We start from the raw sequence: 26,094 nt of genomic DNA on the forward strand, positions 1-26,094 counted from the left end.
AGGCCGGTGCCCGCGGGCACCGGCCTCCCTCCCCTCAGGAGACCGGGAACGTCGTCCCGATCCCCATTCCGGTGATCCACTCCGGCACGGGCTCGTAGCTGGTCCACCGCAGCGGCATCCCCACCGCGACCTGCCCGATCAGCCAGCACCGCACCTCGTGCCCACCGGTGCCCGCGTTCGCCTCCAGCGCGTCGTGCCCGATCCGCGCGACGTCGGACGGCGACCCCGCGACCAGCCGGTCGAGGAACCAGCGGTCCCACACCTCGTTCACCCGTGCGTCCGGGTTGCCGCCCATCGCCTTCACCCGCGGTTCGCGGGCCGCCGCGAACTCCCGCACGTTCGCCCGGCCCCTGATCAGCGAGTCACGCCGGTCGGTCGCCATCGCCGGGTCGCGCGGGTCGTTGGACGGCAGCCAGTGCGACAGCCCGCCGCTCGCCGCCACCAGCACCCGGCCGGGGAACTCCGACGACCGCAGCGCCGCACCCAGCGCCTTCCCGAGGGCGACGCAGCGGTCCAGCGACGGCAACGGCGGCGCGGCCGTGTTCACCACCAGCGGCACCAGCGGCAGCGTCGTGCCACCGGTGATCATCTCGTAGCTCTGCACGATCCCGTGGTCGACGGTCAGCGAGTACGACAGCGACACGTCGAACCCGGCGTCGGCCAGGCCGCCCTGCACCTCCCAGGCGAGCCTGCTCGCCACCGGCAGCGGTCCGGCGGTGCTGCCGAAGTCACCGAAGCCGACCGCCTCCTCGACGCCGAGCACGAACGGCGGCATGACGTCGTAGAAGTTGGCGTGGAAGTGGTCCGGCCCGACCACGACGACGGCGTCCGGTGCCAGCGCCTCGACCGCCTGCCGCACTCGGTCCGCGTCCCGCAGGAACGCACTGCCGGGACCACCCTGCGCGGGCGGCGGCAGCAGTGTCGCGAACGGGCTGTGCGACATGCCGGCAAAGCCGATGATCTCCGCCATCAGGAGGGGTCCTTCCCGTGCAGCAGCCAGGTGCGGTGGGTGTCGAGGAACTCCGCGACCTTCTCCCACTGGGGCCAGTGCCCCGCGTCGTCGATCACGTGCAGCCGCGCGTCGGGCAGCCAGCCCAGCAACATGTCCGCCTCGTCCAGGCCACCGGTCGGGTCGTGGCTCGTCCACAGCAGCAACGTCGGCGCGGCGATCTTGCCGACCCACGCCGGGTCCCAGGCGAAGTCCTCGCGCACCGCAGGGTCCTGCAGCACCAGCGTGTTCGTGATCGCCCGCACGAACCCGTCCCGCGAGTACACCGACCGGCGCAGGCCCACCAGCTCGTCGGTGACCATCTCCTTGTGGTGGAACAGGAACTCCACCCGCCGGCGCACGGTCTCCTCGCTCGGGTCGAGCACGGCGGCCATCGTGCTGTCCCGCATCCGCTGCATGACCTCGGGCTTGTTCGCGATGTTGCCCGGTGTGTTCAGCACGAGCCGCATCACGCGGTCGGGGTGGTGCGCGGCCAGCCACGCCACGACCCAGCCGCCCAGCGACTCGCCGGACAGGTGCGCGCGGGAGATGCCCAGCACGTCCATCAGCCCGACGAGGTGCTCGACCAGCACGTCGATCGTGTACGGCAGGTCGGGCAGGTCCGACCAGCCGTGGCCGACCATGTCGTAGGCCGTCACCCGGAAGTCCTCCGCCAGCCCCGCGATGTCGCGCGAGTAGGCCTCCAGGTGACCGCCGGTGCCGTGCAGCAGCACGAGATCCGGACCGAACCCGGCCTGCAGGATCCGCGTCCGCACGGTGTGCCCGCGCACCGGCACGGACACGTACCGCACCGAATGTTCCACATGGGACAGCTCGCCCCAGATGCTGATGTGCTCGCCGATCATCGCTCCCCCTCGAACCGGGCGCGGGCCTCGTCGAACGTCGCCAGCCCCGCGCTCTGCCTGCGGGCCAGCCCGAACAACGCGAGCAACCGCGAGTTCTCGATGGTCAGGAACTCGACCGGGTGCTCCGTCGAGTCGTTGTAATGCCGATGCCACGTCCACGGTGGCGTGTAGACGAACGAACCTGCTTTCCACACAACGGTTTCGCACCTCTCGACCTCGGCCAGCTGAATCTCGCTGTGCCCGTCGCCGGAGAGCACGAAGTGGACCGTCTCGTGGTGGTGCCGCTGCATGTCCGAGCTCTCGCCCGGCGGGATCACCTGGCGGAACAGCTCGAACGTCGCCGTCGGCAGCTTGCCCGCGATGCGCAGCGTGGTCGGGTTCGGCACCGCGCCCGGCGGGATCGTCTCCAGCTCCTCGTCGTGCACGACCAGCGGCCGTGCGCCGTCGGGCCGCACCGCGTGGGTGAGCGCGCCGAGGAAGTCCGGCATGGCGAAGTCGGGTCCGGAAGTGGCCAACGCGGTTGTCCTTTGCTGTCAGAGTGCGAACTCGGTGCGGCCGCCGTCGACCGTCAGCACGGTGCCGTTGACGTACGAGGCCTGCGGGGACACCAGGAACGCCACGGCCGCCGCGACCTCGGCGGGATCCGCGGCACGCCCGGCCGGGATGTCCGCGAGGTCGGCGCCGTGTCCGCGGGAAGGCCTCCGCGCCTGCGCACCTCCAGGCCGCGCGTCAGCGTCGCCCGGTGCCACGCAGTTCACGGTCACGCCTGCGCGTACGGGCGGGACGCGAGCTTCACGCGGACGTCACCGCTGCGCGCAGCACGGTCGAGGCGGCCAGGCCGGCTGCGGCTGGCGACGGCCGTCGAGGTGACCACGACGACCCGCCGTACCCGCGCCCGGCCATCGCCGGCAGCGCCGCGGCCAGCAACGCGAGCGGCCCCACCAGCAACAGGTCCAGGTCCCGGTGCCACTGCGCGCACGTCACGTCGAAGAGCTCACCGGGCGCCGGCCCGCCGGCGTTCACGACCACGACGTCGAGCGACCCGTGCCGTTCGTGCACGTGGGCGACGAGTTCCGCCGCCTGCGCCGGATCCGCGAGGTCGCATTCGGCGTGGTCGCGCCGAGCGCGGCCCCTCGAGCGTGGCCGCGGTCCGCGGCGCGACCGGTGACCGCTCTCGACCAGCGCGGCCGCGGTCGCCGCGCCGATCCCGCCCGCGCCGCCGCCCACCAGCGCGACCCTGGAGTTCTCGTTCATCTGCCCGCCCACTGGTTGGGTGCCCCGGTCTGGTCCTACAGTCGTCGGGATGCGGCTGGACGACCAAGGATGAGTCCCAGTGACCGGGACTCCCACGACACCGGGCCGAGCGGTTCACTCGAACGCGCGGCGGCGATCCTGGACGCCTTCGACGCCGCGCACCGCGAGCTGGGCCTCGCCGAGCTGGTGCGGCGGTCCGGGTTGCCGCGCTCGACCGTGCACCGCACCGCCGCCCGGATGATCGAGCTCGGCTGGCTCGACAAGCCGCAGGACCGGTACCGGATCAGCACCGGCCTGTTCAAGCTCGCCGGGCTGGTGCCGGTGCGGATGGAGCTGCGCGAGGCCGCACTGCCGTTCCTGCAGGACCTCTACGCCGCCGCCCGCACCACCGTGCAGCTCGGCGTGCTCGACGGCACCCAGGTCCTCGTCGTCGAGAAGATCACCGGGCACCGGCCGATGCCGATGTTGTCGCAGGTCGGCGGCGTGATCCCGGCGCACTGCTCCGGGCTGGGCCGGGCGATGCTGGCCTGGTCGGACGCCGCGCGGGTGGAGGAGGTGATCGCCGGCGGGATGGACCGGCGCACCCCGCGCACGATCACGAGCCCGACCGCGTTGAAGCGCGAGCTGGCCTCGATCCCCGACCGCGGCTGGGCCTACGACCGCGAGGAGGGCAACGTCGGCGTGAGCTGCGTGGCGGCGCCGATCTTCAACGCGACCGGCGAGGTGGTGGCCGCGTTGTCGGTGACCGGGCCGAGCGCGGCGGTGAAGCCGGAACGCATCGGGCCCGCCGTGCGGATGGCGGCGGCCGCGGCGAGCCGGGCGTACTCGACCCGGCGGTGGGAGGCCCCGCGGCGGTCAACGTGAACAGTCCCAGCGAGCGGGACTCGTGGTTGGCCGGGGTTGCCGGGGCGCCGCAGAGTGTGCTGCACCACACCCGCCACCAGGAGGACCAGGATGCGCGTCGCGATCATCGGGGCCGGAGTCGCCGGCCTCACCACGGCGAAGGTGCTGCTGCAGGCGGGTCACGACGTCGAGGTGTTCGACTCCGCGCCGGACGTCGGCGGCGTGTGGAGCCGCACCCGGCGCTACCCCGGCCTCACCACGCAGAGCCCCGGAGCGCAGTACTCCTTCTCGGACTTCCCGATGCCGAAGGACCTGCCGGAGTGGCCCACCGGTGAGCAGGTGCAGCGCTACCTGGAGTCCTACGCCCACCACTTCGGCATCGAGCCGTCGCTGCGGCTGGAGACGACCGTGACGTCGGTCGTGCCGGTCGCGGACGGCTGGGAGGTGACCACGGACGCCGGCATCGGCACCTACGACCGGGTCGTCGTGGCCAACGGCGTGTTCTGCGAACCCGCGCTGCCCGACTACCCCGGACTGGACGAGTTCACCGCGGCGGGCGGCCGGTTCATCGCGGGCAGCGACTTCCACGACGCCGAGGAGGCGCGCGGCAAGCACGTGCTCGTCGTCGGCTACGGCAAGTCGGCGTGCGACGTGACGGTGCCGATCAGCGAGGTCGCGGCGAGCGCCGACGTGATCGCGCGGCAGCTGCTGTGGAAGGTGCCGCGCAAGATCGCCGGGGTGCTGAACTTCAAGATGCTGCTGCTGACCAGGATGGGCGAGGCGCTGTTCCGCTACCGCTTCGTGCGCGGCTTCGAGAAGGTCCTGCACGGCCCCGCCGACGGGATCCGCCGCTCGATGCTCAACTCGCTGGGCTCGGTGTCGGTGCGCCAGTTCGGGCTCGCCGAGCACGACCTCATGCCGCGCGGGCGGATGGAGGACATCGTCAAGGGCGCGATCGGCCTGGCCACCGAGGGGTTCTTCGAGGGCGTGGCCTCCGGCGCGATCCAGGTGCGTCGCGACATGACGATCACCCGGCTGCTGGGCGGTGACCGGCCGCGCGCCGAGCTCGCCGACGGCACGGTGCTGCCCGCCGACCTGGTCGTGTGCTCGACCGGCTACACCCAGGGCGTGCCGTTCCTGCCGGCCGAGGTGCGGACGCGGTTGTTCGACGAACGCGGCAACTTCGCGCTGTACCGGCAGATCCAGCCGATCGACGTGCCCGGCCTGTACTTCAACGGCTACAACTCGTCGTTCTTCAGCCCCCTCAACGCGGAGCTGGCCGCGCTGTGGATCGCCGCCGACCTCGCGGGAGCGCTCCGCCTGCCGGATCCGGACACCCGGCTGGCCGAGGTGACCGCGCAGCTCGCGTTCATGGACGAGGCGACGAACACGCACCACTGCCGGGGTACGAAGATCATCCCGTTCTCGATGCACAACGCGGACGAGGTGCTGGGCGACCTCGGCCTGCAGATCGGCCGGTTCACCCGCTTCACGCACTGGCTGAACCCCGTCGCCCCCGCCGCCTACCGGAAGGTCACGCCCGCACTGCTCGCCAGGCTCGCCGACCCGCGAGCCGAGGTCGCCGCCGTCGCAACCAAGTGAGGTCAGGAATGGACACCCCCGTGGAACAGCAACACCGCGTCTACCGCACCGGCGACGGGACGAACGTCGGCGCGATCGGCCTGGGCATCTACACCCGGCTCACCGGAGCCGACACCAAGGGCGCCTACTCGCTCTTCGAGTACGTCGTGCCGCCGAACCTGGGCGGCCCGCCTACGCACATCCACAGCCGCGAGGACGAGCTCTTCACGTGTGTGCAGGGACGCGTCGTCGTCGAGCTGGACGGCGAGGAGCACGTGCTGGGCGCCGGCGACTCGCTGCTGATGCCGCGCGGCGTGCCGCACATGTTCCACAACCCGTTCGACGAGGAGACCCGCGTGGTCGCCGTCGTGTCACCGCCGGGGCTGGAGAACTACTACCAGGCGCTGTCGGAGCTGCCGCCCGGCCCGCGGGACATGAAGCTGGTCGCGGAGATCATGGTCGAGCACGGCCTGTCGCTGCAGAAGAAGCCGTCATGACGAGGACCGAGATGGTGCGCTCGATGTGCGCCTCCGTCGACGCCGGGGATGCCGAGGCGTTCGGGGCGTGGTTCGCCGAGACGGCCACCTACACGTTCGGCAACAACGACCCGCTCGTGGGCAGGGCCGCGGTGGTGCGGGCCACCGCGGCCGCCGTGCAGGGACTGCCGTGGGTGCGCCACGTCGTCGACCAGGTGGCGGAGGTGGGGGACCAGCTGTTCTGCCGGTTCACCATCGAGACGGCGACGCGGGACGGGTCCGAGGTCGCGCTGCCGTGCGTGACGGTGATCTGGATGGACGACGACCAGATCGTGGACTACCGCGTGCACATGGACATATCGCCCGCTCTCGGCTGACGGCGAAGGGCCCCGGAGTCTTCCGGGGCCCTTCGTGTCATGCCGCTCGTGCCCGCGGATGCTCGGCCCCGGGGTGCAGACGGGTGAGGAACCGCCGGCACGCCTCGAAGTCCAGCTCGTCGGCGCGCCAGGCCACGTGCCCGTCCGGCCGGATCACGTACAACGCCTGGGAGTCCCGCTCAGTGAGACCGTAGTGCTCGAACACCTGCGCCGAGTCGGCCTGGTGCACGCGGTCGTCCGGACGTGCCTCGACGCGGGTGACGAGGTGGGCGCTGACGCCGAACGCGGTGAGCCGCCGGTCGATCTCGGTGATCTCGGGCGTGCCGAGGTGCCTGCGGGACAACGCGACCACGTGCAGCTCGTACCCGGTGAGCAGGTCGAACACGTGGGTGTGCGCGTTGATCCTGGCGTCCGGGGCGCGGTGGCCCGCCAGCGGTCCCTTCAGCGAGTACAGCAGCTCGTTGACGGCGAACTCGCCCGGCCGGTAGCCGAGGCCCAGCTGCGAGAGCCGGTGGAACGACCTGCGGTGCGGCAGGGGAGCCGCGGACATCCGGCCGATCAGGAACGGGCCGAGCGTGTCGCGCAGCCAGGCCTTTGCGCCACTCAGCCCGGCCGCGACCTTGTACAGCCGATCGGTGAACTTCAACAGCCGCACGCCTTCGGGGTGCCGTTCCGCCGAGTAGCTGTCGAGCAGGGCGTCGGCGGCGCCGTGCCGGAGGACCGCGCCGAGCTTCCACGCGAGGTTCGCCGCGTCGTGCAGGCCGGTGTTCATGCCCTGGCCGCCGGCCGGTGAGTGGATGTGCGCCGCGTCGCCGACCAAGAAACCCCGGCCCTGCCGGTAGGTGCCGACCTTCTTCAGGTGCACCTGGTAACGGCTGGTCCACACCGGACTGTGCAGCGTGACGCCGGTGTTCGTCGCCGTGCGCAGCTCGGCCTGGAGCCTGGCCAGGTCGAACGGCGCGTCGGGGTCGAAGTCGGTGACCATGACGCGCGAGACCTGCTTGCCCTGCAACGGCAGGAAGAGGCCGATGCGGTTGCGGTTCATGAACACCCGGAAGTGCGCGTGGTCGAACGGCCACTCGACCGTGCAGTCGGCCAGCAGGTAGCGCTGCGCGTACTTCTCGCCTTCGAAGCCGAGCCCGAGCTTGGCGCGCACCGTGCTGTGCGCGCCGTCCGCGCCCACGACGTAGTTGGCGGTGACCGTGCGGTCGTTCAGCGTCGCCATGACCGCGTCCTCGGACTGGACGAGGTCGACGAGCCTGGTGCCCCTGCGGACGGTGACACCGTTACGTGCCAGGTGGTGCAGCAGCAGCTCCTCCACCTCGGCCTGCGGTGCCATCAGGATGAACTGGTACGGCGTGGTCGCGGCCTTCGAGCGGTCGAAGTCCAGCCCGCCCGCCTCCTTTCCCCTGATGTGGAAGCGGATCCCGTTGGTGACCACACCCCTGGCGAGCAGCTCGTCGGCCAGGCCGAGGTTGCGGAACAGCTCGACCGTCCGCGCCTGCACCGCGAACGCCCGTGACTCGGTGGCCGGGCCGGCGTTCGCGTCGATCACGCAGACGTCGACACCCTGCTGCTTGAGCAGTGCCGCGGTCATCAGCCCGCTCGGCCCGGCGCCGACCACGAGCACCTCGCAGTCCTGCGGGCTCTGCCGTGGCGCACGGGTTCGCGCCGGCGAGCCGTCTCGTTCGGGGTTGCGCACCTTGCCCAGCCTCTGCAACACCCCGGCGCCCGGTCGCGCGGCGAGTTGCGGCAGCGGGTTGTTGGTGAACTTGCCCCACAGCCGGCGTGTGACAAGTACGGCGATGGTGACGAGCGCGATGACCAGCAGTCCCATCGCCTACTCCCCGACCGCCGGGTGGGTGCTGCACATGCGCAGGAACTGCTGCCGCAACGGCCCTTCGACGTGCGGCTGGATGTCGCGCCGGAAGTCGTGCACGTACTGCATCCCGAGGTGCTCCTCCAGTTCCGCCTTGGACCGGAACATCTCGTAGATGACGAACGACGACCGGTCCGCCCGGTCGCGGTGCACGTGGAACTCCACGCACCCGCTCTCCGCCCGCAACGGCCCGACGAGCCCGAGGATCAGCTCCTCGACCGCTTCTTCGTGGCCTGGCTTGGCCTTCGCGAACCCCAGGTGTGTGTACGGGCCGGACTCGTCGGCGTCCGGCTCCGGCAGGACGACTGCGCTCATCAGATCTCCCGGTGGCTGTGGTGACGCCACCGTGGCAGCGGGCTTCCCGGTTGTTCCACCACGAGTCCCGGGCAGTGGGACCCCTCAGCGGTACAGGCCGGGCAACGCCTTGGCGAGCTGCCGCAACGCTTCCGGGTCGGCGGCGGCGAGGCCGGGCAGGGCCTCGGTCCACGAGCCGGAGGTGAGCTGGTCGGCGAGCGTGCGGCGGGAGGGCGGGGGAGTGGGGTCGGCCGTGACCTCTGTGCCGCCGCCCGGCTCCGGTCCTCGTCGACGGGCGGGGCGCTGGCGCCGACACCGCGTCCGCCGCCAGCGCCCGCGCTTGTCCTCGTCACCGATGGTCTCGGCCATCAGACGTGCCTGCGTCGCGAACTCGGTCGCGAGGTCCGGTTCGCCCTGTGCCGCGGTGATCGCGCCACCTCGCTCAACGCCCGGCAGCGCTGGTGGGCGTCGTGGATCGAGCGGGCGATGCGGCCGCCGGGTGGTGCTGGCCGAGGCCGACCGCGACGGCCAGTTCGTGCACGGCGGAGGACTTGGCGGCCTCCGCCAGATCGCGTGCCGCGGCGACCAGGTCCGCGACGGCCGCCACGCCCAGTGCTGCCCCGGCGCGCACCAGTTCCGTGTGCGCGGACAGCTGCCAGTCAGGGTCGACGGCGGGCAGCCACGTGCGGGCGTCGGCGAGCAGCGCGTAGGCCTGCCGCGGGTCGGACGTGGCCCGCATGACCTGGGCGAGCGCACGGACCCGGTAGTACGGGTAGGTGATCTCGCGGACGATCGGCTCCGCCTCGTGCGGGCCGACGGCGACGGCCAGCGCGGACAGCGTGGTGGCGTGCAGGTACGGGTCGGTGATCTCGCGGGCGACGGTCAAGGCGTCGGCGTGCGCGCCGATCCGCAGCAGTGCCTGGGCCACGGTCGCGCGGACCTGGGAACGGGGGTCGACGGCCGCGGCGGCACGGGCTGCGGCTTCCGCCGCCTCGGCGAGCTCCTGGGCCTGCGCCGGAACGGTGGTGGTGAGCGCCGTGAGCGCATCGACCTGGGCGACGGGGTCGCGCACGAGGTCGATGGCGCGCAGTGCGCCGGGCAGGTCGTCGTCCTCGGCGACCTCCACGGCGAGGTCGGTGAGCGCGGTGCGGCGCAGCAGCGGTCGGGATGGCGGCGACCAGCTCGGCGCGGCGGTCCGGGTGGCGAGGCGGGAGGTCGCGGCCAGTGCGACCGGCCGTGGTCGCGGTGGGCGGTGTTCGCGGCGGTGCCTTGGCGATGGTCGAGGTGAGACCGGAGTCGCCGGTGGCGGCGACGGTCCTGATCAGCTCCAGGAAGCCCTCGATCTGCCGGGACTTGGGCGAGACCGCGGCGAGGTCGGCGGGGCGTGCCTGGCCAGCGCGTGGCCTGGTGCGGGAACCCCTCGCGCACGAGGTGGCCGACCAGGGTGACGAGGTGCCGGCCGCGGGTGCTGGCCAGCCGCCGGGACCGCCCGAGGCCGACGGCGCGGTCCGGTTCACCGAGCATCACCCACGCCCGGACGATCTCGCCGACCGCGCCGTCGTACAGCGTGGGGTCGATCTTGCCGGAGATGCGGCGTTCCGCCAGTTCGAGACGCTCGCGGGCCTCGGGGACGCGGTCCCGCCGGTGCAGGGCGATCGCGATCTCCACATCACCCTTGACCTTGTGGTAGCGCGCGGAGTTCTTGACGCGGTGCAGGACCGCCAGCGCCTGGTCGGGGTCGCGGCCGGCCGCGTCGCACACCACCTCGGCGAGGGCCTTGCCGCACCGCTTCTCGTCGTCGAGCCGGGCGACCACGAAGTCGGCTGCCTCCTCGTACCGGCTGCGCGCGGACAGTTCGAGCGCAGCGGTCGTGACGAGCCGGGCGCGCCGCTTGATCGACGTCGCCTGGTCGCAGAGCGCTGTCGCCCGTGCCTCGTCCCTGTGCTCCCAAGAGGCTCTGACCAGGTCGTCCTGCAGTGCCGTGACGGCCTCCGGTGCCACCTGCCCGACCAGCGCCTGCGCCGCGTCGAGGTCGCCGACCTTCATGAGCGCCACGGCGAGTTCGGCGCGTGCGGCACTGAGCGCGTCGGGAGAACCGATCCGGTCGAGCGCGCTCTCCGCGATCTCGCGGAACCCACCGGCGCCGTCCCGCACCTTGCCCAGCACCGCCGCGCACGCGCTGACCCGGAGGTGATCCGCCAGCTCGCCGATGAGGCTCTTCGCCTGCTCCAGGTGCCCGAGGCCCGCCCACACCGCCGGCAGTTCCGGCGGGAACAGCGCGGTGCTCCCGCCGAGGTCGTCGTGCAGCACCGCGAGCTGCGCCAGCGTGCCGAGGTCACGCCCGTCGGCCAGCTCCTTCCGCGCCGCCGCGATCTCCTCCAGCGCGTGGGCGTTCGCACCGGTGAGCGCCCGCAGCCGCACGTGCCGGTCCGGGTTGAGCGCGAGCGCGACCGGGTCGTCCTGCGGGTGGTTGAGCAGCAGGTACTCCGGCGTGTCCGCGGGCCAGCCCCGATCCCGCCAGTCGTGCGCCCACCTGAGCAGCTCGGCGGTGAGCTCGGCCAGCCAGCGCCGCCCGATCCTCTTGGCCGCGTCATCCTCGAGGCTCGGGTGGTCGAGCTGGTAGCGGAAGTGCCCTGGGCGCCAGAGGCTGTGCACCCGCGCGAAACTGCGGCCGGTCAGGCCCTCCAGCACCGTGTCGACCTCGTCGTTGAAAACGTTCAACAGCTCGGCCAGGTCGCACACCGCCAAGGCGCCTTTCGCTGCCGTCACGTACCCGAGCAGCTGCTTCTCCAGGGCCGAGCCGGTGATCAACGCCCGCAAGTCCTCCTGAGCGGTCACCCGCATGATCGTCGCGTGCTCGGACGTCGGCAGCTCCCACACCACGTCCGGTGACAGCAACGGGTGCCCCGATTCGACCACCCGCTCCGGCAGCGGTCGTTGCGGCCGCGACGAGAGGATCACCCGCAACCCGGCAGGTGGCCTGGCGGGCATCAGGTGCACGATGCTGCCGCTGCCCTCGCCGGCCTCCTCGTCGAGCCCGTCGACGATCATGACCAGGGTGCCCTCACACCGGTCCGCTGCCAGCGCGAGCAGCTTCCGGAACTCGTGCTCGTCGCGCGGGGCGTTCGCGGGCGCTGCACTGTCGAGCAGCCCCGCCAGCTGGTGCCACACCGCGCGGACGAAGTCGGCCCGGTTGTCCGAGTGCTTGCGCCGGACGAAGTACCAGACGGGGAACAGGCCCTCGTGCTCCCTGCGCGCGAACTCCCTCAGCAGCGCCGACTTGCCGCTCCAGCTCTCCGCCCGCACCCACAGGTACGGGTCGGGACCGTCGCAGAACTCGCGCAACCGCCGCAGTTCGTCCTCCCGGCCGAGCAGCTCGACGTCGCTCGGTTCGAGCATGCTCGAGTAGTCCTGCGGTTCCTGCACGCCATCGCCGTAGAAGTTGACGCCGCCGTTGATGACACCGGCCTGCACCAGGGACTGCACATTGCCGCGGTTCACGTTGCTGACGTCGTGCGACATCGAACCCGGGACCTCCGACGGTGACTGGCCGTGCCGGTGGACATCGAGACCGGCACGCACGCCGTTACGGCGTTTCCAGCCGCCGCAGAACCTCCGCGAGCGTGTCCGGGCTCGTCGCGAAGTTCACCCGCACGAACGCCGACGTGTCAACGTCCGTGCCGGCGCTGAACTCCCAGCCCTCGCTCAGCTTCACCCCCGCACCGGCGGCACCCTCGAACCACGCCAGGTAGGTGGCCTCCGGTGCGTGGTAGCTCCTGCCGGGCCCGATCCACCGGGTGACCGCGTCCCGGTTGCGCCGCAACGTCAGCAGCAGCTCGGTCAGCCACGAGTCGCCGTCCTGCCAGGCCGCCACGGTGGCCGCGCGCCCCAGCGTGTTCGGCTGGCCGAAGTAGTCCAGCGGTGCCGCGTCGAGGGCCTTGCGCAGTGCCGGGACGCCGATGTGGGCGACCGCGCAGCGCAGTGCCGCGATGTTGAACGCCTTGGTGGCCGAGGTGGCGGTCACCGTGCGCCGGGCCGTCTCCTGGCTCAGCGACGCGAACGGGACGTGCCGGTGGCCGGGGTAGGTGAGGTCGGCGTGGATCTCGTCGGACAGCACCACGAGGTCCAGCTCCTCGGCCAGCTCAGCCAGGCCGGTGAGCTCGGTGCGGGTGAAGACGCGGCCGGTCGGGTTCTGCGGGTTGACCAGGACGAGCAGTTCGCACCCCTGGTCACGTACCACCTCCGCGTCGAACCGCCAGCCGTCGGCCGTGTGCTCCATGGGGATCGGCACGACCCGGCGGCCCGCGCGCAGGATGCTCGCGAGGAACGGCGGGTAGGTCGGCACGTGCAGCGCGACGCCGTCACCGGGGGCGGTCGTGTGCTCGACGACCACCTGGAGGACCTGGATGAGGTCGCTGAAGACCCTGGTGTGCCCGGAGGTGGGCGTCCAGCCGAAGCGGGTGTGCATCCGCTGCTCGAACGCGGTGACCACCGGGTCGCCGGCCGGCCAGTGCGGGTAGCCGAAGTCCTCGCGCTCGACCTCCTGCCACAGCCGGGCTTTCACGGCGGGTGGGAGGCCGAAGTCCATGTCCGCCACCCACGCGCCGATCGTGCCCTGCGCGAGCGATCCCCACTTCACCCCGGAACCCGACCGCAGCCGGGTCTCGTCGATCCGGTCGAAGCTCACGCCACACCCCGCTCGATCACGGCGCGCAGCATGTCCACGTGACCGTGGTGCTGGGCCAGCTCCTCGTAGACGTGCAGCAGCGCGGCACCCTGGTCGAGCGGGACGTCCGGGCCGAGGAACGACGAGTCGGGCTCGGCTCGCAGCGGTGCGCGGAAGTCGGCCTGCCGCACGTCCTGCTCCAGCGCCTCCTTCGTGCGCTCGACGCGGGCGAGCAGCGGCTCGACCGGTCCGGCCGCCACGAACTCGGAGTCGCGGTCCCGGTGCGCGGGACGGCCGGCGACCAACTCGCCCGCCCAGTAGTCGGCCACACCGCAGCAGTGCGTCAGCAACGCGTACGGGCTGCTCACGCCGGGTATGGGCGTCAGGGTCGCGCGCTCGGCACCGAGGTCGCGCACGGTCGTGGCCATGCCGTCGAGGGCCTGGCCGGTGAAGTGGAGGTACTGCTCGACAGTGATCATCAAGTCCCGTCACCTTCTAAGCCGGTGACGCTCACGTTGCCCGGCGCGTGCGTCACCTGTCAAGATGGTTACGTGAGCTTCGCGTTCGTCAGCGGCGACCTCGCGCTGGACTTCCTGGGCACCCTGAAGTGGCGCGACGGCGACCAGGAGGAGCTGCTGAGCTCCCCGCGGGACCTGGCGTCGTGGGCGCTGCAGGCAGGGGTGATGACCGAGCCGCCGCGGCTGAGCGCGGCGCAGTTCACCGCGCTCGTCGAGCTGCGGGAGTCGGTCTACCGGCTGGTCAAGGGCACGCTCGCCGGCAGCGGCTGGCCGGAGGAGGACCTGCGGCGGGTCAACTCCTACGCGGACGCCCCGGCGCCGTCGTTCACGCTGACGGACACCGGGGTGCGCAGGCACGGCACCGCGCGGTCACTCGGCGGCGAGATCGCCCGCGCGGCAGCGGAACTGTTGTCCCGCAGGGACGAGCTGGTGATCCGGGAGTGCGGGCGCGACGACTGCACGCGGATCTTCATCGACCGGTCGCGCACCGGCAACCGGCGGTGGTGCGACATGGAGGAGTGCGGCAACCGGATCAAGGCCGCCCAGTACCGCGCCCGCCGCAGGGCTCAGTAGACCAGCTTCTGGTACTGCTCCCGGTCCAGGTCGTAGACCTCCAGCGTCACCTGCGTCGGCAGGCCGTCCACCGGCTTGAGGTGCTCACCGGCGAGTCCGATGACCGTGCGGCCCACCTCCTGCTTGCGCTCGGCGGAACGCCCGGACAGCAGGCCGACCCGGACGTGGACCATCGCCGCGGGGGAGCCGTCACCGATCACCGACTCCTCGATCTGCCGGAACCGCGTCTTGAACGCCCCTACCTCCGAGGAGACCAGCGGCGACACGGCCTGGTGCAGCGCGAGTGCGAAACCGCGGCGGTCGAAGGCATCGGCCAGCTCCGCGGAGTACTCGACGGTGATCTGTGGCATGCGGCCCAACCTACCGCGCCACGTGACCGCTCACGTCAGCTCGGCCGAGTCCGTGAGCTGCAGCTTGCGCCGCGCCCGCTGGTAGAACGTCGTCAGCCCGAGCCGCACCACCTTCGCGGCGGCCGGCCTGCCGCGCAACGACACCCGATCACCCGGCTCGACGTACCCGGCGACCTGGCCGTCCACCTCGACGGCCAGCCGCCCGCTCGTCGGCAGCAGGTCGAGGTCCACCTCGTCGTCGACCGACAGCACGACCCCGCGGCTGTACGCGGAGTGCGGCGCGGCGGGCGTGACCAGCAACGCCTCCACCGACGGACTCGTGATCGGCCCACCGGCCGAGAAGCTGTACGCGGTCGACCCGGTCGGCGTCGCGACGATCACCGCGTCCGCCGCGTAGCTCACGAACGGCTGCCGCGCCACCCGCACGGCCACCCGCGCGTTGCCCTGACCGGGCGTGCGCACGACGGCGACGTCGTTGAACGCGGTCACCCGGTGCTCGCCGAACGTCGCGTCGACCGCCAGCCGCGGCTCGACGGAGAACTCGCGCGCGTCGATGGCCGAGAGCGCCGCGGGCAGGTCCGGCACGTCGACCTCGGCGAGGAACCCGAGCTTGCCCAGGTTGACGCCCAGCACCGGCGCCTTCTCCCCGTCCGCCAGCCGCATCGCGCGCAGCATCGTGCCGTCCCCGCCCAGGCTCACCACCAGGTCGGCGCGCCGACCGAGCTCCTGCGCCGAGACCGGGGTGGCCGCGCAGCGCAGGCGCTGGATCTCGTCGTCGATGCCGAGGATCTCGACACCGCGTTTGGCCGCCCAGCCGAGCACGGCGTCGACCGCGGCGGCGGAGTCTCGTTGCGGGTGCAGCACCAGTCCGGCGGCGTGCACGTCAGCGCGTCCTCAGGTGTCGGTTCACGCTCGCCAGTCTGCCCGCGTCCAGCCGGGTGTGCGAACGAGTCCGAATTGGTCGGTTCGACCGGGCGGACGTGCTGGGTGTGGCCGGGTTGCTCAGCCGATCGGCCGATCTCGTGCCGCGGGAACCATCCGTCCGGCCGGGCGCGCGGGCCTTCCGGGGGAGGTTGGTCCGAGGAGGTGGTTCCTAGGTTTGCGGCATGACGATCCTGCTGGCCGATCCGATCGTGCGCGCCATCCGCGTGCTGGACAACGGGGAGCCGCTCGTACCGCTCGACTTCACCCCTGGTGTCCTGGTGCGCGAGGGGCTCGCGGTGCGGTTGGACCAGGCCCGGTCGGCGTTGCCGTCCGGTGTGGACTTCCGCGTGGCCGAGGGACACCGCAGCGCTGCGTCCCAGCGCGCGATCATCGAGGACTACACGGCCTCGTTGCACGAGCTGCACCCGGCGGCGGACGCCGTCGAGCTCGCCCGGCTGTCGAGCCGGTTCGTGGCTCCGCTGGAGGTGGCGCCGCACGTCGCCGGTGCCGCGGTGGACCTGACGCTGACCGGGGCCGGCGGTGACCTGTGGATGGGGACCGAGATCGACGCGACGCCCGAGGAGAGCGGCGGTGCCTGCTTCTTCGCGGCCGACGTGGACCCGGTCGCGCGGTGCAACCGCGAGCTGCTGGCCTCGGCGCTGGCGGGTGCGGGCCTGGTCAACTACCCGACCGAGTGGTGGCACTGGTCCTACGGCGACCGGTACTGGGCGCTGATGACCGGTGCCGGCCAGGCCCTCTACGGACCGGTGGAGGTGGCTGCGTGGGCGCGCCCGTGACGGCGTTGCGGCAGGTCGTCTCCGGGCCTGAGCTGCAGGTCGACCTCGCCGCCGTCGCCGAGAACACCCGGCGGTTCACGCGGGTGGCGCGGTCGGTGATGGCCGTGGTCAAGGCCGACGGGTTCGGGCACGGCCTGGGCGACGTCGCCCGGACGGCGCTGGCCGCCGGGGCGAGCTGGATCGGGGTCACGTCGCTGGAGGAGGCACTGGCGGTGCGTGCGTGCGGGGTCGAGGCGCCGGTGCTGAGCTGGCTGCACCCGGTCGACGTCGACGTGGCGTCCGCGGTGCGGCACCGGGTCGACCTGAGCGTGCCGAGCGTGGAGCACCTGGCCGCGATCAGCGGTGCCGACGGACCGGTGCGGGTGCACCTGCAGCTCGACACCGGCATGGCGCGCGACGGTGCCGCGCCGGAGACCTGGCTCGCGCTGATGTCCGCCGCCCGGCGGGCCGAGCTGGCCGGACGGGTGCGGGTCGCCGCGTGATGGGGCACCTGGCGCTGGCCGACGAGCCGGGCGACCCGGCCAACGCGTGGGCGGCGGGCGTTCCTGCGGGGCGTGGAGATGGCGCGGCAGGCGGGTTGCGGCCGTGGGTGCGGCACCTGGCGGCCACGAGCGCGACGCTCACCGATCCGGCACGCACCTGGACTGGTGCGGATCGGAGCGGGGCTGGTCGGATCGACCCGTCCGGCACGACCGCGCTGCGCCGGCGCTGCGGCTGACCGCGCCGGTCGTGCAGGTGCGGCGGTGTCCGCGGGACCGGGTCGGGTACGGGCACCAGCACGTGACCGCACGGGAGACGACGCTCGCGTTGCTGCCGCTCGGGTACGCCGACGGATTGCCGCGGCCGCGTCGGGACGGGCCGAGGTGCTGGTGGCGGGACGGCGCCGGCCGGTCGCCGGGCGGATCTCGATGGACCAGGTCGTGGTGGACGCCGGCGACGACCCGGTGGCGGTGGGGGACGAGGCGGTCGTGTTCGGGCCGGGGGACGGGGGCGAGCCGACGGTGGCGGAGTGGGCCGCGTGGGCGGGGACGATCCCGCACGAGGTCGTGACGGGGATCGGGCGACGCGTGCGGCGGTGCGCCCGATGAACAACACAGGGGTGGGGCGGATGAAGGTCGCTGTCATCGGCGGCGGGCAGAACTGCGAGCACGACGTCTCAGCGGCGTCGGCGGCGTCGGTCCGCTCGGCGCTGGACCCGGCGTCGTACGAGGCGGTCGCGCTGACGATCGGGCGGGACGGGCGCTGGTACGGGCCGGACGGGCGGTTGCTCGACCCGACGGTCGCGGGTGGGCTCGCGGCCGCTGTCGGTGTGCTGCGGACGTGTGACGTCGTGCTTCCCGTGGTGCACGGGCCGTTGGGGGAGGACGGCACGCTGGCGGCGTTGTGCGAGCTGGCGAACGTGCCGTACGTCGGGGCGCCGGTGCGGGCCGGGGCGCTGGCGATGGACAAGTGGGCGACCAAGCTCGTCGCCGAGGCGGTCGGGGTGCGGACCGCGCCGGGCCGGCTGGTGACCTCAGAATCCGTTGTCGGCTGGACGGGACCGGTCGTGGTCAAGCCGGTCGCGGCCGGCTCCAGCTTCGGCGTCACGCTGGTCGACCGCGAGGAGGACCTCGACCTGGCGCTGAAGACCGCGCTGGAGCTCGACGACCGGGTGCTCGTCGAGGAGGTGGTGCAGGGCAGGGAGATCGACATCGCCGTGCTCGACGACCCGGACGAGGGCCGCAGGACCGGGCCACCGCTGGAGATCGTGGTGCCGGGCCTGTTCGACACCACCGTGAAGTACGACGGCAGCGCGCAGTTCGTGATCCCGGCACCGTTGACCGGCACCGAGCTGGAGGAGCTGGAAGAGGCCGCGCTGAAGATCTACGAGGCGCTGGGGTGCCGGGGGCTGGCCCGCGTCGACTTCTTCCTCACCGCCGACGGCCTGGTGCTCAACGAGGTTAACACCATGCCGGGCATGACGGCCGAGTCCCAGGTGCCCAAGATGTTCCGCGCCGTCGGACTGTCCTATCCGGACCTGCTGGACAAGCTCGTGCGCGGGGCCGCCGGGTGAGCTCGCAGCGCATCGCCGGGCTCGACGTGCTGCGCGGCATCGCCATCCTGCTGGTGATGCTCCGGCACGCGTTCCCGGACGTCTTCCCCGGCGCCGGAGTTGTCGGGGTCGTCATGTTCTTCACGCTCAGCGGCTACCTGATCACCGGCGTGCTGCACAACGAGCTCGACCGCACCGGAAGGGTCAGCTTCACCCGGTTCTACGCCCGCCGGGCCCGCCGGTTGCTGCCCGCGCTGGTCGCTCTCGTGGTGATCTTCGTGGCGGTGACGCTGGTGTTCGACCCGCTGGGCGACAAGGACGAGCTCGTCACCACCGCCGTCGTCCTGCTCACGTTCACCGGCAACCTGCCGATCCCCGGTGTGAGCGACGCGGCGTTCCACGGCTGGACGCTCGCCACCGAGGAGCAGTTCTACCTGCTGTGGCCGGCGGTGCTGGCGTTCGCCTGGGCACGCGGCAAGACCACGGCGGCACTGGTCACGGCCGGGCTGGCGGCGCTCGCGGCGTGCACGGCGACCCTGGTCTGGCTGTGGCCGCACGCCGACAACGCCTACGCGCTGCCGACGTCGTGGTTCGTCTGCTTCGTGATCGGCGCGGCCGTCCGGCTCAAGGGCACTTACGTGCCGCGCTGGGCGGTTCCGGTAGTTGTCGCTGTGCTGGCCGTGCTGTCGGTCGTGCCGTTGCGCGGCCACGCGACGACGTACCTGCTGGCGGGTCCGGCGATCGCGGGGTGCACGGCGGTGTTGCTGCTCGTGTGGTCGCGGTGCCGTGATGTCCCGCTGGCGGTGAAACCGCTGGTGGCGCTGGGAACCGTCTCGTACGGCGCCTACCTGTGGAACTACCCGCTGACCCTGTGGCTGCGCCCGGAGCTGGGCGCCGCCGCCGGGCCGATCGCGGCGGTGCTCACGATCGTGGCGGCGGCGCTCAGCTGGCGTTACGTCGAGGAACCGGTCATGCGGCGAGGTAGCCGTTCACCAGCGAGAGCCACCCCGGGTTGACCACCCACCCCGCCACCCGGGAACGTCAAGATCCGCAGAGCGGCGTGCGGTCGATGTCGGGGAAGTGGCGGTCCCAGTCCTGCTGCGTCAGCTCCGGTGCCGCTGTCGCGCAGACCCGTTGTGCCGCATGCTCTTCATCGGCTTCCCACGCCCGGACGGTGTGGTCGCCGCTCGCGCTGAGCAACGTGTGCGCGTCCACGTAGGCCAGCCCGTACACCCGTTCGCCGTGACCGCTGAGCACCGCCGCGGACGTGTGGTCGGACAGGCGCCACAACCGCACGTCGTGGTCGGCGCTCGCACTGGCCAGCGTCCGGCCGTCGGGGGAGAACGCGACGGCGTGCACGGTGTCGGTGTGCCCGGTCAGCTCGGCCGTGCGCGCGCCGGTCGCGGAGTCCCAGACGCGCACGGCGAAGTCGGCGGTGCCGGTGGCCAGCCTGGTGCCGTCCTGGCTGAACGCGACCGCCTTCACCACGTGCTCCTGGCCGGGCAGGTGGGTGACGACCTGGCGCCGTTCGACGTCCCAGATCCGCACACCGAAGTCGTCACCGCCGCTCGCGAGCCGGCGGCTGTCGGGGCTGAAGGCCAGCGCCTGCACCGATCCCGCGTGCCCGGACAGGGTGCCGAGCGACGCGCCGGTCGCGGTGTCCCACAGCACGACCGCCCGGTCGGTGCTGCCGGTCGCGAGCACCCGGCCGTCCGGGCTGACGGCCATGGCGTTCACCGCGTCCGCGTGCCCGGCGAGCGGCGGCAGCGGTTCCGGTTGGCGCGGATCGGCGATGTCCCAGCGGTGCACCAGGTGGTCGGCGCTGGCGGCGTAGAGGGTGCGGCGGTCGGGGGAGAACGCGACCGAGTTGACCGCGTCGGCCGGGCCGGTGAGCACGGCGGTGGTGTCGCCGTTCTCCAGCAACCGCACCGTCCGGTCGTAGCCGCCGGACGCGACGAGGGTGCCGGAGGCAGCGACGGAGTACACGGAGTCCGTGTGGCTCAACGACATCGGCAGGTCCCACAGCCGGACGGTGTGGTCGTCGCTCGCGGTCACCAGGGTGTCGCCCGCGAACACCGCGCCGACGACGGGGCCGGTGTGGCCCGTCAGCACCAGCGGGTCGCCGGGGTGGGCCAGGTCCCACACGCGGACCGTGCGGTCGACGCTCGTGCTCGCGAGCCGGCCGGACCGGTCGAAGGCCAGGCCGCGCAGGGCGTCCGTGTGCCCGGTGAGGACGCGCGACCCGCCGTCGGTGTGCCAGACCCGGATCGTGCGGTCCTGGCCGGCGGTCGCCACCTGTGTGCCGTCGGGGCTGACCGCGATCGCGTGGACCGGACCGGCGTGGCCGGTGAGCGGCTGGGAGGTCTTCGCGGCGAGGTCCCACAGCAGGGTCGAGCCGTCCCACGAGCCGGTCGCGAGGTGCGTGTCGCTCGTCGCGAGCGCGATCACGGGTGCGGAGTGCGGGAACACGGCGATCTCCCGCGGCTGGCGCACGTCGGTGAGGTCCCAGAGCCGGGCTGTCTTGTCGCTGCCCGCGGTGGCGAGCAGGCGGTCGTCCTGGCTGAACGCGACCGCGTTGACGGTGTCGGTGTGCCCGGTGAGGGTGGCGAGGACCGTGCCGGTAGTGGTGTCCCACAGACGTGCGGTGCGGTCCCATCCGGCCGTGGCGAGCACGCTGCCGCTGGAGTTGAACGCGAGGTGCGCGACGTTGTTGGTGTGGGCGGTCAGCGTCCGCAGTTCGCGGGGGTGGTGCGGGTCGGCGATGTCGACGTGCCGGACCGTGCGGTCGTGGCTCGCGCTGGCCAGCAGTTTCCTGGACGCGTTGTGCGCCACCGCGTTGACGTTGTCGGTGTGGCCGGTGAGCCGGGTGGCGTAGGACGGCGTGAACGAGCCGAGCACCGCGCTGCGGGCCTCGGTCGTGGGGGAGAGGCGGAACGCGGCGAGCGCGAGCTGGGCGGCGACCGCGGGGTCGGTGCCGCGCAACCGCTCCGCGTCCTGCGCGACCTTCTGGGAGAGCGCGCTGTTGCGTTGCCGGGTGGCCTCGGACCCGGCGGTGACGGCCGCGATGGTGACGGCGGTCGTGGCCACGAGCAGCACCGAGAGCGCGGCGGTGAGCACGCCGAGTCTTCGCTTCGCCCGCTTGGCCTTCGCGAGCTCGGCGGACTCCGCGGTGAGGCTCGCGGTGAGGAAGTCGCGCTCGCGGGCGGTCAGCGGGTGCGGCGGCCGGTCGAGCCACGGGCGGAACGACGCGAGCCGCGCACCGCGCAGCGCCGGGATCGCGGTCGAGCGACTCCCAGACGCCGGCCGACTCGGTGAGGTCGCGGTGGGCGCGCAGGCCGTCGCGGTCGGCGGCGAGCCACTCGCGCAGCCGCGGCCAGCAGCGCAGCAACGCCTCGTGGGTGATCTCCACCCGGTCGCGGCCGAGCGTGACCAGCCGGTGCGCGGTGAACGCCTCCAGCACGAGCGCGGTGTCGGGTTCGTCGTCGAGCTCGTCGCGGGCGAGCGTGCGCTTGGTGTCCTCGGTGCCGTCGCTGACCGCGGTGAGCCGGGTGAACAACGACCGCGCGCGTTCCCGTTGAGGTTCGGTCAACTCGGCGTAGACCGACTCGGCCGTCCGGCTCAACGCGCCCTCGAACCCACCGGCCGCGCGGAAGCCCTGCAGCGTCAACGTGTTGCCCTTGCGGCGGTGCCACGTCTCCAGCAGCGCGTGCGACAGCAACGGCAGCGCACCTGCCCGGTCGACGCCGTTCGCGACCAGCTCGGCCACCAGCGCGGTCTCGACGGCGTACCCGATCCGCCGCGCCGGCTGGATGATCGCGGCGCGCAGCTCGTCGGTGCTCATCGGCCCGACCGTGACCTGACCGGCGCCCATCGCCTCGACCAGCACCGGGAAGTCCGTGCAGTGGCCGTAGAAGTCGGCGCGCACACCCAGCACGACCCGGTGCGAGGTGACCTGCTCGACGAACCGGCGGCGCGTCTCGCGGTCGTCGCAGAGGGTGAAGACCTCCTCGAACTGGTCGACGACGAGGACGGCGTGCTCGGTCGCGTGCTCCCGGTACTCGTCGAGCGGGCGGGCACCCGGCGTGAACAGCACGGCGTTGTCCAGGCGCGGCAGCAGACCGGCCCGCAGCAGGGACGACTTGCCCGCGCCCGAAGCACCGACGACCACGACGACGCGCTGGTCCTTGGTGCGTTCGGCGAGCTGGTCGACGAGCCGGTCACGGCCGAAGAAGCGTTCGGCGTCCTCCGGCTGGAACGCAGACAGGCCCGCGTACGGCGCCTTGGTGTCGTCCTGCGCGGGCTGCTCGGCGGAGGAAGCTTCCTGCCAGCGGCGTTCCCACTCGCTCTCGTTGCCACCGCACGCCCGCACGTACGCCAGCGCGACCTGCAACGTCGGCAGCTTGCGCCCGGCGGCGGCCTGCGACAGAGCGGCCTCCGAGTAGTGCGTCAGCGCGCTGAGCTCGCGGTAGGTCGGGCTGCCCGCCCGCTCCCGCAACGCCCTCAGCTCCCGCGCGAACCCCAGCACCGCGCTGTCGCCCGCGTCGAGCGGACGTTCCCTGCGTGGCATCCCCGCTTCCCCTCTCGCGTCGGGGGCCAAGGTAGCCGGAACCGCTCACGCGCGGATCACTCCGCCATCTCAACCGCAGAACCGGGTGGTCGTCCTGGTGAGCACGTCGGTGAGCCGGTCGAGCGAGGCGAGGTCGACGTACTCGGTCGCGGCGTGCGCGCCCGCACCGTCCACTCCGAACAGCAGGCACGGGATCCCGGCCTGGTCGAGCAGGGCGCAGTCGGTCCAGAACGGTTCCGCGCGGACGACCGGCGGCTCGCCGAGGCTGTCGACGAGCGTGCGGACGATGCGCGCGTCGGGATCGGCCTCGAACGGGTCGCGGGCGAGGCCGCGGTGCAGCCGGTAGCGGAAGTCGGGCACAGTGCGGGTGAGGTGGTCGAGGATGTCCGTGAGCTCCTTCGTGGTGCTGTCGGGCGTCTCGCCGGGGACCGTGCGGCGTTCCAGGGTGATCCGGCACCGCGCCGGGTAGGTGGACGCCTCCTCGCCGCCGGTGATCATCGAGGCGTGCACGGTTCCGCCGCCCAGCAACGGGTGCTGCGGCCCGGTGGCGAGGCGGTGCCCGAGCTCCTCCAGCGCGACCAGGAAGTGGCCGGCCTTGGTGATCGCGTCGATGCCGAGATCGGGGCGTGAGCCGTGGGCGGCGCGCCCTTCGACCGTGACCTCGAACCACACGAAACCCTTGTGCGCCAGCGTGACTTCGAGGTGGCTCGGTTCGGTGACGATCGCGGCGTCGGCTCGGAAGTGCTTGAGGACCTCCGCGGTGCCCGTGCTGCCGTGTTCCTCGTCCGCCACGCACGCCACGATGATGTCGCCGCGAAGGGGGTGTTGCTTGGCCCTCGCGGCGGCGACCATCATGGCCGCGATGCCGCCCTTCATGTCGAACGTGCCGCGCCCGAACATCTTGCCGTCGCGGACCTCCGGCTTGAGCGGGTCGCCGTCGTAGCCCGCGAGGCCGACCGTGTCGACGTGGCCGTTCAGCATCAGGCTGCTGCCGCCGCCGGTGCCCCTCGCCGTGGCGACCACCGAGGGCCTGCCGGGGCGTTCTTCCAGGCGGCGGGTCTCGAAGCCGTTGGCCGCGAACCAGCCGGTGCAGAAGTCGACGACGGCGGACTCACCGTTGCCGCCGGGGACGAGGTCCGGGTTGACCGAGTCGATCGCGACGAGGTCGGCCAGCAGGTCGCGCGGGTTCACGCTGCTCCTCGCGGGTTGGCGGTGCGGCCTTCGGTGCTGAGCAGGACGACCACGGAGGTCTCGTCGAGGCCGAGCTCCGCGCGTGGAGCCGCCCTGAGCCCGGCGAGCGGCGCGGCCCCGCACGGTCCGGAGTGGACGTCGTGAGCGTGCAGATCCGCTGCGGCCCTGGCACATTCCTCGTCGGTGACGGTGATCGCCGCGTCCAGGCCGTTGTGCAGGAACGGCCACGCGGTGCCGGACGGCGTGCCGCAGTTCAACCCGGCCATGATCGTATCGGTGGTGCCGATGGTGACCGGCGCGCCGTTGAGCAGGCTCGCCGTCACGCAGGCGGCGTTCTCCGGTTCGACCGCGAGGATCCGGGGCGTGGCCGTGGAGCTGCGGTAGTGCGTGATCACCGCCTGCGCCAGCGACCCCACCCCGACCGGCACGACAACCAGGTCAGGCGCCTGCCCGAGCTGCTCGTCGACCTCCGCGCACAGCGTCGCGTACCCCTCGACGATCCACCCCGGCACCTCCTCGTAACCGGGCCACCCCATGTCCTGCACCAGCACGCCGTCAGCGCCGGCAGCAGCCTTGACGGCATCGTCGTACGACCCCCGCACGGTGCTCACCCGCGCACCTTCCGCCGCAATCGCCGCCCTGACCTCCGGGTGCACGTGCTCCGGCACGAACACGTGCGCCCGCTGCCCGTTCAACCGCGCCATCCTCGCCACCGCCCGCCCGTAGTTGCCGTCGGTCGCCGTCACGAGCGTCGCCGGCCCGGCGTGCCGCTGCAGCACGCGGTGCACCGCCCACGACGCCCCGAGCGCCTTGAACGCCGGCAACCCCAACCGCTCCGACTCGTCCTTGACGAGCAACCTGCCGATGTTGGCCTCGGCGGCGAGCTCCGGCAGCTCCGTGAGCGGAGTGGGCGCGTACCCCGGAAGGCCCGCGTGGAAGTCCCGCACCTCCCGCGGGGCCGGCGAGCACCGCCACCGCTGCGCACCTGGTCGCGTGAACCACATCATCGCTCCAGCCTGGGCTGGTCCGCGATCGCCGGTCCAGCGCATGTTCGCGACGCTTACTCGTCGGCTTTGCCGATCGTTCCTCCACTAGGCTGGCGCTGGCCGGGGAGGAGGTGTGCCGTGTCGGACGAGGAACTGATCGTCGAGTTCGCCCTGACCCGCCTCGACCACCCCGGCCTGGACCTGGAGGAGGTCGCCGCCCTGGTGGTCCGCCGGGTGGGCCCCGACCGCATGCTGGAGTTCGCCGGGCAGACGCTCGCGCACCGGGACGAGCTGCGCGGGGCGGTGTTCCCGGCTGCCGTGGAGCACGTGCTGCGGGTGGTGCTGACGTTGCGCGGCCCACGGGACTAGGCGACACCGCCACCACCGCACGCCGCGCTGCCGCGCAACGCCGCGCGCCGCACGCCGCGCTGCCGCGCAACGCCGCGCTGCCACCACCGCCACCACGCGCACCGCGCCACGCCACCGTCGTCCCGTGCCGCCGCGTGCCGCCGCCGCTGCTCCCACCGCGCCGCCAACTACCGCCGCCGTCGGGCTACCCGGTTCCCACCCGCGCGTGCCGCTGCCGGGCTGCCACCGCGGCCGCCACCTCCGCAGCCGCCGTTGCAGCCGCGGCCTCTGCGGACGCAGCCGTGTCTCCCGCCGCATCGCTGCCACGCCACGGCCACGCCACCTCCCACCCCGCCGGCCTACCCGGCCGCAGCCGTGTTCCCCGCCGCGCCACCGCGGCCGCTCACCCGCGCCGCGCCCTCGCAGCCGCGCCCGCCCGCCACGCCACCGCCGCTCGGCCGCCACCACCGCCGCACCGCCACCACCGCCGCACCGCCACCGCCGCACCGCCACCGCCTACGGCCGCGGCGCCTTCCGCCGCCCGCGCCTCCACCGCGCCGTGGCTTCGCCCCACGCTCGCCCTC

The 26,094-nt window shown here is 72.7% G+C and carries 30 protein-coding genes and 2 pseudogenes; 12 read left to right on the plus strand and 20 right to left on the minus strand.

The genetic code is table 11. The features are described 5' to 3' along the window. Window positions 1-34 precede the first annotated feature (34 nt). The 5 genes from BBK82_RS32635 to BBK82_RS55635 are packed head-to-tail and all read right to left on the minus strand — an operon-like array spanning window position 35 to window position 3,108. A complete protein-coding gene (locus tag BBK82_RS32635) occupies window positions 35-970 on the minus strand; it encodes a DODA-type extradiol aromatic ring-opening family dioxygenase (protein WP_065918422.1) in 936 nt (311 codons plus the stop codon). Continuing rightward, window positions 970-1,854 (minus strand): alpha/beta fold hydrolase, encoded by an 885-nt coding sequence (locus BBK82_RS32640; protein WP_083268300.1) that lies wholly within the window; start codon window positions 1,852-1,854, stop codon window positions 970-972. Before BBK82_RS32640 ends, BBK82_RS32635 begins: the two co-directional genes overlap by 1 nt. Next, a complete protein-coding gene (locus tag BBK82_RS32645) occupies window positions 1,851-2,369 on the minus strand; it encodes a cupin domain-containing protein (protein ID WP_065918423.1) in 519 nt (172 codons plus the stop codon). The genes BBK82_RS32640 and BBK82_RS32645 overlap by 4 nt, the downstream gene beginning before the upstream one ends. Before the next feature lie 18 nt (window positions 2,370-2,387). Then, on the minus strand, window positions 2,388-2,603 hold the full coding sequence (locus BBK82_RS55630) for an SDR family oxidoreductase (protein WP_250637371.1): 216 nt from the start codon (window positions 2,601-2,603) through the stop codon (window positions 2,388-2,390). A gap of 43 nt (window positions 2,604-2,646) precedes the next feature. Then, a complete protein-coding gene (locus tag BBK82_RS55635; protein WP_154697630.1) occupies window positions 2,647-3,108 on the minus strand; it encodes an SDR family NAD(P)-dependent oxidoreductase in 462 nt (153 codons plus the stop codon). A 69-nt stretch (window positions 3,109-3,177) separates the two neighbouring features. On the opposite strand from BBK82_RS55635, the gene BBK82_RS32655 reads away from it, so the two are divergent. The 4 genes from BBK82_RS32655 to BBK82_RS32670 all read left to right on the plus strand — a co-directional run bounded on the left by BBK82_RS32655 (window position 3,178) and on the right by BBK82_RS32670 (window position 6,385). Next, window positions 3,178-3,972 carry an IclR family transcriptional regulator gene (locus tag BBK82_RS32655; protein WP_065918424.1) on the plus strand — a complete coding sequence of 265 codons (795 nt, stop codon included), beginning with the start codon at window positions 3,178-3,180 and terminating at the stop codon, window positions 3,970-3,972. Window positions 3,973-4,062: 90 nt separating this feature from the next. Next, complete coding sequence (locus BBK82_RS32660) at window positions 4,063-5,553, plus strand: flavin-containing monooxygenase (protein ID WP_065918425.1); 1,491 nt, start codon at window positions 4,063-4,065, stop codon at window positions 5,551-5,553. 8 nt (window positions 5,554-5,561) lie between these two features. Next, a complete protein-coding gene (locus tag BBK82_RS32665; protein WP_065918426.1) occupies window positions 5,562-6,029 on the plus strand; it encodes a cupin domain-containing protein in 468 nt (155 codons plus the stop codon). After that, window positions 6,026-6,385 carry a nuclear transport factor 2 family protein gene (locus BBK82_RS32670; protein WP_065918427.1) on the plus strand — a complete coding sequence of 120 codons (360 nt, stop codon included), beginning with the start codon at window positions 6,026-6,028 and terminating at the stop codon, window positions 6,383-6,385. Before BBK82_RS32665 ends, BBK82_RS32670 begins: the two co-directional genes overlap by 4 nt. A gap of 37 nt (window positions 6,386-6,422) precedes the next feature. On the opposite strand, the gene BBK82_RS32675 is transcribed toward BBK82_RS32670, so the two are convergent. The 7 genes from BBK82_RS32675 to BBK82_RS32705 form a co-directional block, all read right to left on the minus strand. After that, window positions 6,423-8,222: an FAD-dependent monooxygenase gene (locus BBK82_RS32675; protein ID WP_065918428.1), complete on the minus strand. Its 1,800-nt coding sequence runs from the start codon at window positions 8,220-8,222 to the stop codon at window positions 6,423-6,425. Window positions 8,223-8,225: 3 nt separating this feature from the next. Then, complete coding sequence (locus BBK82_RS32680; protein ID WP_065918429.1) at window positions 8,226-8,579, minus strand: putative quinol monooxygenase; 354 nt, start codon at window positions 8,577-8,579, stop codon at window positions 8,226-8,228. 84 nt (window positions 8,580-8,663) lie between these two features. Continuing rightward, window positions 8,664-8,927, minus strand: coding sequence for a hypothetical protein (locus BBK82_RS32685; protein WP_065918430.1), 264 nt, complete (start codon window positions 8,925-8,927; stop codon window positions 8,664-8,666). A 73-nt stretch (window positions 8,928-9,000) separates the two neighbouring features. Next, window positions 9,001-9,486, minus strand: coding sequence for a hypothetical protein (locus BBK82_RS51910; RefSeq protein WP_065918431.1), 486 nt, complete (start codon window positions 9,484-9,486; stop codon window positions 9,001-9,003). After that, a complete protein-coding gene (locus BBK82_RS32695; protein WP_154697631.1) occupies window positions 9,441-12,080 on the minus strand; it encodes an ATP-binding protein in 2,640 nt (879 codons plus the stop codon). The genes BBK82_RS51910 and BBK82_RS32695 overlap by 46 nt, the downstream gene beginning before the upstream one ends. A gap of 64 nt (window positions 12,081-12,144) precedes the next feature. Beyond that, window positions 12,145-13,245: a MalY/PatB family protein gene (locus tag BBK82_RS32700; RefSeq protein WP_065918433.1), complete on the minus strand. Its 1,101-nt coding sequence runs from the start codon at window positions 13,243-13,245 to the stop codon at window positions 12,145-12,147. Further along, a complete protein-coding gene (locus BBK82_RS32705; protein WP_065918434.1) occupies window positions 13,242-13,703 on the minus strand; it encodes a mycothiol transferase in 462 nt (153 codons plus the stop codon). Before BBK82_RS32705 ends, BBK82_RS32700 begins: the two co-directional genes overlap by 4 nt. A gap of 72 nt (window positions 13,704-13,775) precedes the next feature. Between BBK82_RS32705 and BBK82_RS32710 the strand changes: the two genes are divergently transcribed. Continuing rightward, a complete protein-coding gene (locus BBK82_RS32710; RefSeq protein ID WP_065921524.1) occupies window positions 13,776-14,315 on the plus strand; it encodes a CGNR zinc finger domain-containing protein in 540 nt (179 codons plus the stop codon). Here BBK82_RS32710 and BBK82_RS32715 read toward each other — a convergent pair. Together BBK82_RS32715 and BBK82_RS32720 are read right to left on the minus strand one after the other, a co-directional pair. After that, on the minus strand, window positions 14,309-14,665 hold the full coding sequence (locus tag BBK82_RS32715) for a 5-carboxymethyl-2-hydroxymuconate Delta-isomerase (RefSeq protein WP_065918435.1): 357 nt from the start codon (window positions 14,663-14,665) through the stop codon (window positions 14,309-14,311). The two genes, BBK82_RS32710 and BBK82_RS32715, sit on opposite strands and share 7 nt — an antisense overlap. A 30-nt stretch (window positions 14,666-14,695) precedes the next feature. After that, window positions 14,696-15,547, minus strand: coding sequence for an NAD(+)/NADH kinase (locus BBK82_RS32720; RefSeq protein WP_065918436.1), 852 nt, complete (start codon window positions 15,545-15,547; stop codon window positions 14,696-14,698). A 224-nt stretch (window positions 15,548-15,771) separates the two neighbouring features. On the opposite strand from BBK82_RS32720, the gene BBK82_RS32725 reads away from it, so the two are divergent. The 6 genes and pseudogenes from BBK82_RS32725 to BBK82_RS32740 all read left to right on the plus strand — a co-directional run bounded on the left by BBK82_RS32725 (window position 15,772) and on the right by BBK82_RS32740 (window position 19,434). After that, the gene (locus BBK82_RS32725) at window positions 15,772-16,386 is read left to right on the plus strand and encodes a M15 family metallopeptidase (protein ID WP_065918437.1); all 615 of its coding nucleotides are present in this window, start codon (window positions 15,772-15,774) and stop codon (window positions 16,384-16,386) included. Further along, window positions 16,371-16,868 carry an alanine racemase gene (locus BBK82_RS52965; protein WP_218920396.1) on the plus strand — a complete coding sequence of 166 codons (498 nt, stop codon included), beginning with the start codon at window positions 16,371-16,373 and terminating at the stop codon, window positions 16,866-16,868. The genes BBK82_RS32725 and BBK82_RS52965 overlap by 16 nt, the downstream gene beginning before the upstream one ends. Further along, window positions 16,865-17,104 carry a hypothetical protein gene (locus BBK82_RS52970; RefSeq protein WP_218920397.1) on the plus strand — a complete coding sequence of 80 codons (240 nt, stop codon included), beginning with the start codon at window positions 16,865-16,867 and terminating at the stop codon, window positions 17,102-17,104. Before BBK82_RS52965 ends, BBK82_RS52970 begins: the two co-directional genes overlap by 4 nt. A gap of 17 nt (window positions 17,105-17,121) precedes the next feature. Continuing rightward, window positions 17,122-17,474, plus strand: a pseudogene (locus BBK82_RS52975) (alanine racemase C-terminal domain-containing protein). 20 nt (window positions 17,475-17,494) lie between these two features. Beyond that, window positions 17,495-18,439, plus strand: a complete 945-nt coding sequence (locus tag BBK82_RS32735) for a D-alanine--D-alanine ligase family protein (RefSeq protein ID WP_218920399.1) — start codon at window positions 17,495-17,497, stop codon at window positions 18,437-18,439. After that, complete coding sequence (locus BBK82_RS32740; RefSeq protein ID WP_071812719.1) at window positions 18,436-19,434, plus strand: acyltransferase family protein; 999 nt, start codon at window positions 18,436-18,438, stop codon at window positions 19,432-19,434. The genes BBK82_RS32735 and BBK82_RS32740 overlap by 4 nt, the downstream gene beginning before the upstream one ends. A 25-nt stretch (window positions 19,435-19,459) precedes the next feature. Here BBK82_RS32740 and BBK82_RS54715 read toward each other — a convergent pair whose 3' ends face one another. The 4 genes and pseudogenes from BBK82_RS54715 to BBK82_RS32755 form a co-directional block, all read right to left on the minus strand. Further along, complete coding sequence (locus BBK82_RS54715; protein WP_237047695.1) at window positions 19,460-21,535, minus strand: WD40 repeat domain-containing protein; 2,076 nt, start codon at window positions 21,533-21,535, stop codon at window positions 19,460-19,462. Window positions 21,536-21,749: 214 nt separating this feature from the next. Beyond that, window positions 21,750-22,985, minus strand: a pseudogene (locus tag BBK82_RS56420) (helix-turn-helix domain-containing protein); the annotation flags it as partial. Window positions 22,986-23,054: 69 nt separating this feature from the next. Continuing rightward, complete coding sequence (locus tag BBK82_RS32750; protein ID WP_065918439.1) at window positions 23,055-24,176, minus strand: ArgE/DapE family deacylase; 1,122 nt, start codon at window positions 24,174-24,176, stop codon at window positions 23,055-23,057. After that, complete coding sequence (locus tag BBK82_RS32755) at window positions 24,173-25,183, minus strand: pyridoxal-phosphate dependent enzyme (protein ID WP_065918440.1); 1,011 nt, start codon at window positions 25,181-25,183, stop codon at window positions 24,173-24,175. The genes BBK82_RS32750 and BBK82_RS32755 overlap by 4 nt, the downstream gene beginning before the upstream one ends. A 117-nt stretch (window positions 25,184-25,300) precedes the next feature. On the opposite strand from BBK82_RS32755, the gene BBK82_RS32760 reads away from it, so the two are divergent. After that, complete coding sequence (locus tag BBK82_RS32760; protein ID WP_065918441.1) at window positions 25,301-25,531, plus strand: hypothetical protein; 231 nt, start codon at window positions 25,301-25,303, stop codon at window positions 25,529-25,531. Here the strand turns inward: BBK82_RS32760 and BBK82_RS50780 are convergent. Together BBK82_RS50780 and BBK82_RS50785 are read right to left on the minus strand one after the other, a co-directional pair. After that, window positions 25,528-25,698, minus strand: coding sequence for a hypothetical protein (locus tag BBK82_RS50780; RefSeq protein WP_154697633.1), 171 nt, complete (start codon window positions 25,696-25,698; stop codon window positions 25,528-25,530). The genes BBK82_RS32760 and BBK82_RS50780 overlap by 4 nt on opposite strands. 215 nt (window positions 25,699-25,913) lie before the next feature. Beyond that, complete coding sequence (locus BBK82_RS50785; protein WP_154697634.1) at window positions 25,914-26,084, minus strand: hypothetical protein; 171 nt, start codon at window positions 26,082-26,084, stop codon at window positions 25,914-25,916. Window positions 26,085-26,094 lie beyond the last annotated feature (10 nt).

The organism is Lentzea guizhouensis (assembly GCF_001701025.1).
In the GTDB taxonomy this organism is placed as follows: domain Bacteria; phylum Actinomycetota; class Actinomycetes; order Mycobacteriales; family Pseudonocardiaceae; genus Lentzea; species Lentzea guizhouensis.